The following is a 13,668-nucleotide window of genomic DNA, read 5'->3' as shown; positions in this document are numbered from 1 at the left end:
TCAGGCGCGTGTCACCAGGCCATTATAAAAAATGTCGAAATAGTCATTGGCGGCACTCTCGATGTCGTCAACGCGCCGCCAGCGGCCAATTTCCATCGAAGCGTTGATGGCGCCTGAGATCAGTTGCTGGGCGATGGCGACATCGACTTCACGTACCGTGCCGTCCTGTACGCCTTGGCGAATAAAGTCGCCGAAGCAGGCGCTGGAGGCATCGGTGCGTTCGAGAATTTCCTTGCGCCGGTTCATCGGCAGGGCGGTAATCGTGTTGTAGCGAATCAGCGGCCCGTCGTCGGAATTCTGCACCCGGAAGACCTGCTGGCAACTCTGGGCGAGTTTTTCCAGGCCCTTGCCGGGTAACTGCCGCGCATCACTGTATATGCGGTCGATCGCATCCTGCGAGTAGCGATAGCAGTGGTAGAGCAGGTCCTCTTTGTTCTTGATATGGTAGTAGAAGGCACCTTTGGAAACGTTCAGGTGTTCGGCGATTTCGTCCAGCGATGTGCCATTGAACCCCTGCTTGTTGAAAAACCAGGTTCCGGCACGGAAAAAAGCCTGTTGCTTCAGGCGGTTCTGCTCTTCGCGATCGAACCCCCTCACGTAGGCCGTCGGGGCCGCTCCAGCGCTACTTGCGCTGGCATGGTACTCACCCGGGCCCGGATAGAGCCCGTGGCAAAGTACGTCAAAGGCCTGTGCAGCGATGGTCATCACACCGTCACGCTCCACCGTGTGCAGCCAGGAGAAAACCCAGTCAACAGAACCCAGGATGGCGCGAGTGGCCGAGGTGCTTTCCAGCGCGCGCAGGCTGCCATCACTGGCACCGTCGCGCAGATACTGGCGCAGGCGTTTGAACATGGTGATGTAGGCGGTTTCTACCTCTTTGCGGTGGGGGTCTTTCAGCGAAGCGATTTCCAGCAGTGCCGCAATATGTGGCCCCCGGCCCTCTTGTGCGGCGAGCCAGTTTTCAAAATGGCAGAGGAAGAAAGCGCGAATGCGCTCCAGAGGTTGGCTGTACTGTTCCTCAATGGCGTCCATTTGGCGGAGGTGATGCTGCAGCGCTGCCATGTAGCACTGGTAAATCAGTTCTTCCTTGGTTTTGACGTAGTAGTAGAGGCTCGTCTTGGTCAGGCCCAGCGTCGCTGCGATGTCCTGCAGCGTGGTAGCCCGTGATCCCTTGTAATTGAACAGCTTGGCCGCCTGGGACAGGATGGCCGTTCGCTTGGCATCGTGTTGGGCGGAGCGATTGAAAGGTGAGGGACTCGTTTTATCCTGGCTCATGCCGATTCGGGTGGTCCGCATCCGGGCTCACCCATACTTCCTCGTCTAAAATTCAAACTTTAGGTATTATTTTTGTCGCTGTCCAGTCCAATAGCTCAGGGGCTTGTACCGAGTCCGGCACATTCGCTGTGGCGGAAGCAGTCCAGCGTGTGATCGTTGACCATGCCTGTCGCCTGCATGTGGGCGTAGATGATGGTGGAACCGACAAAGGTAAAGCCGCGGCGCTTCAAATCCTTGCTGATTTGATCCGACAGCGGCGTTGTTGCGGGAACCTGTTGCAGGCTCTTCCATTTGTTCTGAATGGGCCGCCCATCGACAAAGCCCCAGATGTAATTACTAAAGCTACCAAATTCGGCCTGGACTTCGAGAAATGCGCGCGCATTAGTGCGAGCGCCAAACACTTTCAGGCGGTTGCGGATGATGGCGGCGTCCTCGAGACGCTTCTCCAGCTGGGCGTCGGTCATTTTCGCAATCTTGACCGGGTCGAACTTTGCAAACAGGCGCCGGTAACCTTCGCGTTTGCGCAGCACGGTAATCCAGGACAGTCCGGCTTGTGCCCCCTCGAGCAGCAGGAATTCGAATAGTGTCGGATCGTCGTATACGGGTACGCCCCATTCCGTGTCATGGTATTCCACGTAAAGGGGATCTTCACCACACCAGCCACAACGCTGCTTCATTTTCACTACCTCCCAGTCTGCCGCAAGTATGGTGCGGACATGACAACGCTGTCCACTGCGCATGGTAGACACGGCGGTGCTGTGGGAAAATGCAGCGTCATTTGATGAGGCGAACCATGACGGACACCATCCAATACCAGCAGGCCGGGCATGTAGGCCGGCTGCTTCTCAATGTGCCACAGCGGCACAATGCCCTGGGCGGCGCTGAGCTGCACGCCATCCGCGACATTCTCTCCCAAATACAGGGCGACAGCACAGTGCGGGTGCTGGTGATTACCGGTGCGGGCGAAAAAACCTTCTGTGCCGGTGCGTCGCTGGTAGAGCTGAATAGTGGCAAGATATCGGGTGAATTGTTTCAGGAAACGACTGACCAACTGGCCGCTTTGCCCATCCCGACAATTGCTGCGATTAACGGCAACGTTTTCGGTGGAGGTGTCGAGTTGGCCCTCAGTTGCGACTTCCGTTTTGGCGTGGAAGGCAGTCGTTTGCGTGTACCTGCCGCAGCAATCGGGCTGTGCTATCCCGTTGGTGGCATCAAGCGATTCGTGGAGCGTCTGGGAGTGGCCGCTGCCAAGCGCCTGTTGCTGGCAGCGGACCAACTCGACAGCCGCGCCATGTTGGAAATGGGCTTCCTGGATTATCTGGTGGCGCGCGAAAGCCTGGCAGATGAAGTTGGCGCCTTTGCCGAAAAACTGGCGCAACTGGCACCACTGGCAGTCAAATCGATGAAAGAGGTTATCACTGCAGTCGCTTCTGGTTCGCTGGAGAGCGCGAGGGCGGATGCCCTGGTCGCCCTTTGTCGTGATTCCGCCGATCTTCAGGAGGGCTTCGCCGCGCAGAAAGAAAAACGCCAACCTTGCTTTGTGGGGCGTTAAAGCGGCCCTGTCTCTCGCCAGTGGCTGGAGGCAATACAAGTGTGCACTACCAGCCAGCTGCAACCTGAGATGCCCATTCGCTGACTGTCAGAGAGGTGTATATGTAGTGCGTACGCGATATGCCTAATCACCGGGTTCAGGAGAAACCTCCTCCAGGCACTCCTGGCCCGGCCCGGGGACGATCAGTGTAAATTTTGTTCCTGCATCCCGGGTCACCGACAGCGTGCCGCCCAACTTTTCCGATAATTCCAGCACGGTTGTCAGCCCTTCTGATTCGGGTGCGTCCAGTCGTATGGCAGAAGGCAACCCAACGCCATTATCTGATACTTCGATAGACGTTTGCACAATGGACAACGAATCACCGTACTCGGCTTTAACGATGACTATGCCGCCCTGCGGGGCAGGTTCAAAAGCGTGAGTAAAGGCGTTGTCCAGCAGCTCGTGAAGAATAATCGAAACGGGTAGAGCGAACCGGGCGGGGATAAGTCGCTCGGGAACATTGTTCACAAGTACCACATTTTGATTTGCATCATTGCGGGTAGAGAGCCTGTTGCCGAGTTCATTGACGTACACATGCATATTCGCCAGCAGTTCCTCATGGCAATACAGCAGCGAGTGTTCCAGACAGATCATTGCATCCATGCGTTTCTGCGAACTGTACAGGCACTCTTCATCTAGCGGAGCTGGTAGGAAAGCAGCGTGTCTTGTCAGGCACTCGCGCACAAGCTGCAGCCTGTCGACGTTGAAGCGGTGAATGGTTTCAACCAGCAGCGCCTGCTCTTCCAGTTGTTCCTGAACATCGTCCAACGCGCGATCAGCCGTCAGCTCCATATCCGCTGCCCATTGCAATGCGGCTTTGTGTATCAGTTGTCTGTCGTAGGTGCTTTTTGCGTGTTTGATCATCAGGGCAACAAGAACACCGTAAAGGCACCAGGCCCACCAGCTGAACCATGGTGGAGGATTAACCCCGAGTGAAAGACGGATGCCGTCAAAATTCCAGACGCCGGATGAATTGGCTGCCTGGACAAGGAAATGATAGTCGCCAGGAGGCAAGTTGGTATAAGTGGCGGTATTCCGATTGCCAATGCTTACCCAGTCAGGATCGAAACCGTCCAGCTTGTACCTATACAGATTGTTTCCTGGATCAATAAAGTCCAGTGCACTGAACTCGAAAGTGACGTAGTAGTCGGTGTAGTCCAGTTCAATCAGGGATGCTTTATGGACTGCGGAATTCAGCGCCAGCTCTTCCCCTGCGATATTTACTCCGGTGAGCAGTACAGGTGGAGGTTCGCTATTCAGATCAATGGTGGATGGGTCGAAGCGGTTATAGCCATTGCTTCCGCCGAAGTAGATGATGCCGGAGGGTGATTTGTGTGAGGCGCCGAATTCGAAGTCAGGGCTTTGAAGGCCATGCTTATATCGGAAATTTCTCACCGAGTGGTCGGACGTTACGCGACTAATTCCAGTGCTAGTTGAAGCCCAAACAGCTCCTTCTTCATCAGGTTGAAGTGCGTACACGGTATTGCCGATAGGTGAAATAGAAACTACAGGAACCGCTACTAATGATTCTGAGCTGACACTTCTGTCGATTACAAATAATCCGTTTCGTAATGTGCCGATCCAAATTCGTCCATCAGTGTCCTCGGTAACTGATAAGACGGCTACTTTAACGAAGCCCTTACCTCTTCTAGAAAAATCAATATTTTGAAAATTTCTAGATTCAAGATAAAAGAATTGAAGTCCGCCCTCACTTCCTATTAGGAAGCCACCATCACTTTTCTCAAAGATGGCAGTGACATTATTGTGAACTAGGCCATTGCTACTATCGACCACTTCAATGCTCTTGGTATGGTCATCGCTTCGACGAATTACAGCTAACCCGGACCCGTAAGTGCCTACTAAAATCGTATCTGAATTTTTGGAAAGAATGGCGCTAACTGAATTGCTTGGAAGCCTAGGTTGAGAGTCGGTACTGTAGACTGAAATTTTCCTGCTAAGCAAATCAAGTTTTAATAGACCTTTACTTCTCGTTCCAACATATATGCAGTTATCTTTAACATGTATGCTCATAATTCCTAGCGAAGATGTGTCTAGATCAGGAAATAGACGTTTTATCGAAGAATATTCATTGCTCGCCAAATCTTCTCTAAATAGGTTGTTGTAAGTTGCTATCCACGTTCCAGTGGCATTATCACCGTCTATAGAAACAACGGAACTAAGTTCCGGATAGTGAGTTGTGGTATACCGTTCAAAAAAAGAATGCGTTCCAATATTTAATCCGCCATAAGTGCCAATCCAAAGAATGCCGCTTCCAGATTGGTGAAGGCTAACAACCTCATTATTTGTCAATCCGGAGTTGTCATGATTGAACCACACCGAATCGGTAAGGGAATGTCTGAGTAAGCCACGGTCCGTTCCAATCCATAGAACCTCGCTTGACTTATCATAGGCTATTTCGTGCACGATGGAGTGAGCTAGAGTTTCGCTATGAAGATTGCTAATCGCATCATTCTGGCAGCGATTCAACTGCTCATTAAATGAGAACAATCCGTCACCGCGAGTACCTAGTAGCAGCGTAGATGAAGATGTCGAATGGACAACCTCCAATGTGGATGGTCGGATGCCACAGATGGATTGCAGATCAAAAGTAGACGAATCATTTTTGGTGGTTGACGTATATAAATTACCGTTCGCGCTCGTGGCGTAGACTGTGCCAAGATCCGATTCGATAATATCTGATATCCGGCCATCCAATTTGGCGCGCCTCTCTGAAAAACCAGTTCTTACATCAATTGATGTGAGTAAGCCTGAGTCCATCCCTAGCCAAAGAAGCCCCTTTGAATCGACATATATGTAGGAAATGTCTTTTTCTGCGATACTGGAGTCTAGAGGTATTTTCACTTGCGCAGGAACAATTATTTTTTTGCGGAAATCAAAGGCAAGTAAACCGCTTCCATAAGTTGCTAGAAGGATAACACCAGACTTTGTTTCTGTTATCTTTGATATGTTTAACTGATGACTGATGCCATCTTCATCGACCCACTCCTTATACTGCGAAACTGAGTGACCGTCATAGATAGTGATGCCATCTACACTCGCGATCCATACCAAGTTGTTCTGAGATTTAAATACATCTAGAACTGTGCTTCTGGATATTTTCTCGGATACCCTTGCCTCTGATATAAAGAATCGTTCATTTTTTAAATCTTTTCCAAATACGCTCCCATGGGAAAACAAGACCGTAAGAGTTATAGAGAAGTAAATTTTTCTCAAGTATTCCTTTTTTCTAGGTAAATATATTTGCATCGAGCTTTTTCTAAGTCGATTTATAGATAATTATTTTTTTGTATCAGAAAGTTTTCTCTGAAGTATCGGTTAAACTCTAGATGAGCTAGTTCAAGATGGTCTATGGCGCTGCTGTAGTTGCAGGCCTCTCCGCTTCTTGAGCCATCTTCAATTTCACTGGCCAGCTTTCTAACTTTTGCAGCTCCAATGTTCGCGCTCATGGACTTTATCGCATGGGACGTTTTGTAAATTTCTGAAATGTCGCCGAGCTCATTTGCCTTCTTCAGTTCAAGAATCTTTTCTTCAAACTGATTTCTATATCCGTCGAAAATCGTGGGAAGTATTTTTCTGCCAGTTTGATCCTCGAGCGATCGAATGTTGTCAATAGCTGAAACTATTATAAGCTCTGGATTTGCTTCTAGGTTTGGTTTGGCTAATTTTTTTGACTGTATTTCACTACATCTAGGGTTCGTTTTTTCTGCCTTCCCGTTATACCCAACGCAATAATCTGATATAGAACTTGATAGGTCGTCGAGATTATATGGCTTTGAAATATAGTGATTCATTCCCGCATTTGAAGCCAATTCTATGTCAGTTACGCTGGCTCCGGCCGACAAGGCGATAATTGGGGTTTGCGAGAGGCCTCTGCTGCTCTCGTAATCTCTTATTAGCTTTGAAGCTCCAAAGCCGTCCAGGATCGGCATTTGGCAGTCCATAAATATAAGATCAATTTTCTCGGTGCGGAATATTTCAACAGCTCTGCGTCCATTCTCAGCAATAATCACATTGTGGCCAAGAAGTTCAAGCATTTCCTTTATAATTCTTTGGTTTGTCTCAACGTCCTCTGCAACGAGTATTTTTGCACATTGTGTTGATTGTAAGGCTTCAAGTGGTGACTCCCACTCTTTTTCTCTCCTGTTTTCTAAGGCTTCTATTGCCTTAAGCAAATTTCCAGAACTGATCGGTGACTCTACAACCGGTAGTGAACTATTACCCCATGGCTCATCTATCTCATCTGATGTAATCAAAATTACATTATCTAAAAGTTCAAAATCACCTAGTTGGTCAGTTCCAAAATTATGCGACGATAGATCAACTACAATAAGCGTATCGCTATCAGCTAAACTGAAAATGTTTCTTTCGGATATCTTGGGGGTTGGCTCAATTAGCAATCGTGAAAGTTGCGATTCAATTGCTCTTTTTCGGATAGAATCTGAAGAGTATATTATCGATTTTTTGAATCTCAATTCCCCACTAAAATTCTTTGTGCAGCTTACCTCTAGGGGAATGGTGATTGAAATCCTCGTTCCTTCACCCAATCTTGATTGGATGTCTATATTTCCTTCCATCAGCTCAATATATTGCTGACATATTGTTAGCCCTAACCCTGTGCCGCCATACTCCCTTGTCGTACTCGCGTCTGCTTGGGTAAATGGATCAAAAATTCTCGACAAAGTATTAGAGTCCATTCCGATACCTGTGTCTGTTATCGTGAATTCTACAATACTTTTGGTCGTATCCGTCTTGTATTCACTTAGTGATAGAGAAACATTTACATGGCCAGCGTGTGTAAACTTAACTGCATTACTTATTAAATTTGTAAGTATTTGACGAATTTTTGTTGGATCCCCTACGCAGGTTACTTGATAAGGGGTATCTATTATGGGTTGTAGTTGTACGCCTTTTCTTCTAGCCATAACTGCCTGCAAAAAGCATGCGTCTTCAACTAGCTCTGGAAGGTTAAAAGTTGTTCGTTCTAGGACTGCTTTCTTGGCCTCGATCTTTGAGAAATCAAGAATATCATTGATGAGGCTCAAAAGTGCCGCGCCACTGCTGCGCGCAGCATCAGCAAACTTTCTTTGTTGTGAGTTCAAGGTGGTATGTAGAAGAAGGTCGGTCATCCCAATCATTCCGTGTAGAGGGGTTCTGATTTCATGACTTATGGTTGCTAGGAATTCAGATTTTGCCCTATTTGCACGCTCAGCGACTTTTCTGGCATCTTCGAGGTCCTTCGTCCGCTCTACAACCTTTGCTTCAAGTTCCGCTTGCCTTTTTTTCGCAAGCTGTGACTGACGTTTGCTCCTATAGAAAGGTATCGATAACAGCAGTAGAACAAAGAAGGTGTAAATAGCATATGCCGGCTTACTCAGCCAGGGCGGAGGTGATACGACGATTGGCAGCTGTACTGCATCCCAGTTCCACACGCCACTTGGCGTCGCTGCAGCAAGTCTGAGGGTGTACTCGCCCGCGGGTAACGTAGTGAACGTTGCAACCCTTGATGATTCTGACACGACCCAGTCTGTATTGATTCCGTCTAGCTTGTATGCGTATTTAATAAGGTCTGGATTAGTATAATGGGCAGCAAAGAACTCAATTGAGACCATGATGTCCCTGTACCCAAGATTCAGTTGATCTATACTGTTATAGGGCTCGTCGAACTTCATTCTTTGGTTCATGATTCTTATTTCAGAGATACTTACCTTTGGTGGTTCACTCTCATTTGTATAATTGTCATCGTCAATTAGGTTGTAGCCCCGATTCCCTCCAAACAGTATGCTTCCATCCGACTTTTGGTATGATGCGCCCAAATTAAATTCTCTATCTTGGAGGCCATCCCTGATTCCAAAGTGGCGTGCTCGACCGGTACTTGGGTTAAGTAGGCTGGCTCCATTGTTATGTGATAGCCAAATTCCCCCTTCTTGACTTGGCTGAATGCCATAGATATGAGAACTGGGGAAATCTGAGTTGTTCGCATACTTGTCAAAATAATTCTCCCTGGCGCTTCTTTTCTCCAAGCTCCAGCGGTTTAGGCCACCGCCATTGGTGCCTAACCAAAGATCTCCATTTTTATCTTCGTAGAATGCCCACACCATATCGTTAGATAAGCTTTTGGCGTTTCCTCTTTCGGAGAACATTCTGATAAAAGTTTTTCTTTCCGGGTCAAATCCGTTCAGCCCGCTTTCTGTTCCTATCCAAATTGTTCCTAGCGAATCCTCGTAGATTGCGATAACCTTGTTGCTACTTAAACTATTTGTATCCCCTGGTTTGTATTGATAGTTTGTAAACGTACCATTTCTTTCGTCATAGATGCTTAATCCGCCACCAAAGGTTCCAATGTAGATATTTTTATCTGTACCCCGTATTATCGAGGTTATGCCGTTGGCAGGGATAGAATTTGGGTTCCCCTCATTTTTTCTAAAGACTTCCACTTGGTTGTTTTCTAGGTCTATCCTGTTTAAGCCCTCATCAAAAGTTCCTACCCAGATAGTATTTTCTTCCCCCAGCAAACTCATTACTTTGCCGCTGGAGATGCTGGGGAAGGTATACTGATTTATCCATTCAAAATTCTGGTGGTTCGGCCGAAGACGGTTTAGTCCATTATCTGTTCCAACCCAAAAACTGCCGTCTCCTGTTTCAGAGAAAGCATTTATAGAATCGCTAGAGAGGTTTGTGTTTCCTTCGTTGTACGTTGGAAATATTAACCTTGTGCCAGTGGCAAGCCCATCATATGTTCCAATCCAGTATTGTCCTTCGCTAGATTGAAAAATACTATAGATCGGATCGCTTGGTAGATTTGCATTAGTCGTATTTATCCGAATGAATCCCTTGTTTTTTTCATTGAATAGACATAGTCCCTCTTGTGTTCCTAGCCAAATAAATCCATTTTTATCTTCAAATATTTCGAAGACCGAGTTGGAAGGTATTGATTCTAGATTCGACGCTTGATGATTGAAGTTCTGTCTTTCATTTGTTCTTAGGTTTAGAAACCCTACGCCGCTTGTAGAGCTGGCAACCCAAAGCCGATTCTGGCTGTCAATCATCGTGTCAATGATGTTGTTGGTGGGTGGGGAAGTGTCGTTTGAAGAGTTAGCTTTTAAAGGTAGAATTTTTCTGGAGATGGTGTCTACTTTTAGAATTCCAGCTTCAGAAGTTGCAATCCATATTGTTCCGTCGGTAGATTGTGAAAAACTAATAACTTCTCCCAGCGGAGGAGTAGATATTTTGTCAGAGATATAGTGATCGAATCTTTCCGTTTTTGGATCAAATGATGAAAATGCATTTGAGTGGCCCACCCAAATTCGGCCTGATGAATCCTTGAAGATCGTGTTTATGTCATTGGATAGCAGTCTGTCTGTCTGGCTTTTGTCTGCGTAGAGTGCAGAGAACGAGTTCTTTGTAGAATCGAATCTATTTAGTCCGCCGCCGATGGTGGAAATCCAGATTGTACCTTCGTTGTCTTCCTCTATTCCCGTCACATTGTCGGAGCTCAGGCTTCCCGGATTGCCTGGGGAATATCTGAAGTTCTCCAATTCGTGGCCATTATAGCGATTTAGGCCCTCCAGGGAGGCAAACCATATGGCACCGGTAGAGTCTTGAAAGATCTGACTAACTGTTTTTTGGGTAAGGTCGTTAGCAAAGACTGCTGGGTGAAAGCTGACGGTAATATCTGCTTCGGAAATAGAGGCGCTGACTGGTGTGCTCAAAAGCAATGGTGATAAGCACAATAGTTTGAGCAGATATCGCATATTCTGCATTCCAAAACATTAGACCTGAGATCTGGAGTCTAATAGATTGGGGTTATCGAGACTACTTGATGTTATGTGGCTTGCAGGGGGATGTGAAACAAAAAAGCCCGTCAATATTGACGGGCTCTAGTTGATTTTTAGTTAGGTATAAGGCGCCGCTGTTAGCGAATACTCCACTTGTACCCAGCTTGGTCGGCAGATGTACGGATGCTCCATTTGTAGCCAGCTTGGTCAGCGAAGGAGCGGATGCTCCACTTGTACCCGGCTTGGTCAGCATATGAGCGGATGCTCCATTTGTATCCAGCTTGGTCAGCGAAGGAGCGGATGCTCCACTTGTAGCCAGCTTGGTCGGCGGATGAGCGGATACTCCACTTATACCCGGCTTGGTCGGCGTATGAGCGGATGCTCCATTTGTATCCAGCTTGGTCGGCAGATGAGCGAATGCTCCATTTGTAGCCACTTTGGTCGGCAAAGCTTTCAGTGCCCCATGAATAGGCAGTTGATTCAGTATTGGAGAACCCAAGCTGCTTCGCCTCGCTGTTTTGGCCCCACTTGTAGCTTTCTCCCTGGGAAGCAGCTTGTCTCGCCCAGTGGGCTGCGGGGGTCTTTGCTTCGGTGCTTCTTCCCCACTTGTAACCTGCGTTAGAAGTGTAGGTGGCGTTGGTTGCCAAGCTGTGGGTAACTTGATGAACCTGCGAAGTGGCAGCTCCGTAGTTGCTTTCATTGTCTGAGGAAGGGCCTGCAGACAGCGCCTGAAGAGATGTGGCACAAAGCGCTGCGCCAACAATCATTTGCCCAGATTTCACCAGAAAGGAAGTTTTCATCTTGCCGCCCCACCAAAAATTGAGTTGTCTTTCTAAACAATCCTGACAGGCCAATTTGTGACCTGTGTCCCGACTTCGCATCCGTCCCTGAGATGCGGTTCACAGCCTTTTGCTGTGGTGTTTGACTTTGTTATACGGATAGGGGCTGTGGCGATGAAGGGAGGTATATGCCCATTTTGGGGTAGTCAGCCGGCCTGAATTTGGTGTCGGGGGGGAGATAGAGCGGGTTTTATTGCTAAGTTATTGAAAAAAAAGGATAAAGCATTGCCGGGCAGTGTTTTGCAAAGTAGTTACTTTTTGAAGCTGAAGTGAGCTATTTGCCGTTCGAGGCGGGCTCGGCCAGCCGCTGGATGGCGTCTCTTTCCTCCTGGTAAAGGGTTTGCCAGTCGATTGGAGAGACCTTGATGGGGGCTGCGTTGGTGCGCTCGATATGGGCTTTCACACCCCAGCGGCGGTTGTCACTCATACCCTTTTCGCTGGCTTCACCGCTATACATTTCGTCCAGCCCCGGGAGCGTGGCGGAGCCGCCTTCACTGACAATGGCCGGGCCCTCGTAATGTTGTTGGTTGTCGATATCGAGAGCCAGATCCAGCCCGCTATTGCCACACCCCAGCTTGCCCAGGGTCACAGCCCGGCTGGCGTTGACCGAACCATAGCCCTGCTGAAAGGGGCTGTAGGCAAGGCGGCCATCCCGGTTGATGGCGGGTTCCGCGCTGGAAGTCAGTTTGCACTTGATGTCGTCCGGGCTGAGGTCTGGCTCCAGCTGCAATAGCAGGGCCGCGATGCCGCTGACCAGGGCACTGGCCTGGGATGTGCCGGTCATTACAAATTCCCCGTTGCTCAACAGGTAGTCGGGGTGCTCCTGCGTCAGGGTTGAGCCGGGGCGGGTTATGCCTGCAATGTGGCCGCCGGGTGCCAGTACATCCGGCTTGATATGTGCGCTTGGGGTCGGGCCCCGGGATGAAAAGTCAGGGATGTAGTCATCGTTGCGGTCGTCGGGTGTCCAGGAGTCGGTGGTGGCGCCCACAGTGATAATGTAGGGCAGATTGCCCGGGGAGCCGATGGTCATCGACTCCGGCCCCTCGTTACCGGCGGCAGCAACTACGGTAATGCCGGCTTGCCAGGCCCGCATCACCGCCTGGTTGATGGGGTCAAGCCAGTAGGGCCAGCGCGGACGTGCCGCAAAGGAGAGGTTCAGGACCCTGATGTCGAGCGCTTCCCGATGGTCGACGATCCACTGGATGCCACGGACGATATCCAGAAAGTCGCCCTGGCCCGAGCGGTTGAAAGCTTTGACAGCGACGATATCGGCATCCGGTGCTATACCCATGAAGCTACCGTTTTGCTGGCCTTCCTGTAGAACGGGGCTGCTGTGCGCCAGCACGCTGGTCATGTGGGTGCCGTGGCCGCTTTCGTCAAATACTTCCTGGCCGGCGCGATCGGCGATGGCGTCGTAGCGGCCTTTCACCCGGTAGCGTCCGCGCGTATCGTGACTCAGCGATGGGTGCTCCCACAGTCCCGAGTCGAGCACCGCAACCGTGATGCCGCGCCCTGTAATTCCCAGCTGGTGCAGGGCTGCAGCGCCGGCAACGGCGGGGTAATAGGTATCGCTGCCGTAGCTTTCATAGCCTGGGATCAGCTCGGTGTTGCAACCCTCGACAAACTGCGCGGTGATGCCGATGTCCCGCTGCTTAATGGCCACTTCATCGCCGGCGTCGTTGACAAAGCGTAGTGCCAGCAATGCGCTGGCGCCGGGGGGGAGTTCCTGCGCCGCAGCTGTCAGGGTCAACTCAATGCTGCCATCGGCGGACGCACGGCTGCTGTAAGTCAGCGCTTCGCCGTTGTAGTACACATCCTGCAGTTCGCCCATCTGCTCTGGCAAGGCCAGTGACAGCCGGCTCAGCCTGATACTGTCGACGCCCTTGTTATACAGCTGCCAGCGCAGCGCGGCAGGGCTGATCTCCAGTTCCAGCGCGCCGCCTACGTTGCACTGCTCGGGCGGTTCTTCGTCGGGTGTAAGCGACAAATCGTCGATGTGGCGCGATACAAGTGGGGATTGCAATATGCCATCCAGTTGCTCGCGGCTGACCATAGCACCGACGGCATTGATAATGTGCAGGTTGTGGGTAACGATGCCGCCGCGTTGTTTGACCAGGGTGCCGAGCTGGCTGGCAGAGTCTCCCTGCAGCATTACGCGTATCAGTTC

7 protein-coding genes are annotated in these 13,668 nt (G+C 49.8%); 1 reads left to right on the top strand and 6 read right to left on the bottom strand.

Translation table 11 applies throughout. The features are described from left to right. Together FVW59_RS16080 and FVW59_RS16075 are read right to left on the bottom strand one after the other, a co-directional pair. Complete coding sequence (locus tag FVW59_RS16080; protein WP_246139766.1) at positions 1-1,275, bottom strand: TetR/AcrR family transcriptional regulator; 1,275 nt, start codon at positions 1,273-1,275, stop codon at positions 1-3. Positions 1,276-1,370: 95 nt separating this feature from the next. Continuing rightward, positions 1,371-1,952, bottom strand: coding sequence for a DNA-3-methyladenine glycosylase I (locus tag FVW59_RS16075; protein ID WP_148065375.1), 582 nt, complete (start codon positions 1,950-1,952; stop codon positions 1,371-1,373). Between the two features lie 89 nt (positions 1,953-2,041). On the opposite strand from FVW59_RS16075, the gene FVW59_RS16070 reads away from it, so the two are divergent. Beyond that, positions 2,042-2,827: an enoyl-CoA hydratase/isomerase family protein gene (locus tag FVW59_RS16070; RefSeq protein WP_246139765.1), complete on the top strand. Its 786-nt coding sequence runs from the start codon at positions 2,042-2,044 to the stop codon at positions 2,825-2,827. Between the two features lie 123 nt (positions 2,828-2,950). Here FVW59_RS16070 and FVW59_RS16065 read toward each other — a convergent pair whose 3' ends face one another. From FVW59_RS16065 to FVW59_RS16050, 4 genes are all read right to left on the bottom strand, one after another. Further along, positions 2,951-6,100, bottom strand: a complete 3,150-nt coding sequence (locus FVW59_RS16065; RefSeq protein WP_187275931.1) for a two-component regulator propeller domain-containing protein — start codon at positions 6,098-6,100, stop codon at positions 2,951-2,953. 53 nt (positions 6,101-6,153) lie between these two features. Then, positions 6,154-10,638, bottom strand: coding sequence for a two-component regulator propeller domain-containing protein (locus FVW59_RS16060; protein ID WP_187275930.1), 4,485 nt, complete (start codon positions 10,636-10,638; stop codon positions 6,154-6,156). Between the two features lie 161 nt (positions 10,639-10,799). Next, positions 10,800-11,516, bottom strand: a complete 717-nt coding sequence (locus tag FVW59_RS16055; RefSeq protein ID WP_148065372.1) for a hypothetical protein — start codon at positions 11,514-11,516, stop codon at positions 10,800-10,802. A gap of 259 nt (positions 11,517-11,775) precedes the next feature. Further along, complete coding sequence (locus tag FVW59_RS16050; RefSeq protein ID WP_187275929.1) at positions 11,776-13,653, bottom strand: S8 family peptidase; 1,878 nt, start codon at positions 13,651-13,653, stop codon at positions 11,776-11,778. Between the last annotated feature and the right edge of the window lie 15 nt (positions 13,654-13,668).

Origin of the sequence: Parahaliea aestuarii (genome assembly GCF_008064635.1) — a bacterium.
GTDB lineage: Bacteria > Pseudomonadota > Gammaproteobacteria > Pseudomonadales > Halieaceae > Parahaliea > Parahaliea aestuarii.
This window is presented reverse-complemented; position numbering and strand designations above follow the sequence as displayed.

Bases quoted from the DNA above. Each gene is read 5' to 3' on its own strand.
- FVW59_RS16050 (WP_187275929.1), bottom strand. From the start codon at position 13,653: ATGCTGCAGGGAGACTCTGCCAGCCAGCTCGGCACCCTGGTCAAACAA.
- FVW59_RS16060 (WP_187275930.1), bottom strand. From the start codon at position 10,638: ATGCGATATCTGCTCAAACTATTGTGCTTATCACCATTGCTTTTGAGC.
- FVW59_RS16075 (WP_148065375.1), bottom strand. From the start codon at position 1,952: ATGAAGCAGCGTTGTGGCTGGTGTGGTGAAGATCCCCTTTACGTGGAA.
- FVW59_RS16080 (WP_246139766.1), bottom strand. From the start codon at position 1,275: ATGAGCCAGGATAAAACGAGTCCCTCACCTTTCAATCGCTCCGCCCAA.
- FVW59_RS16070 (WP_246139765.1), top strand. From the start codon at position 2,042: ATGCAGCGTCATTTGATGAGGCGAACCATGACGGACACCATCCAATAC.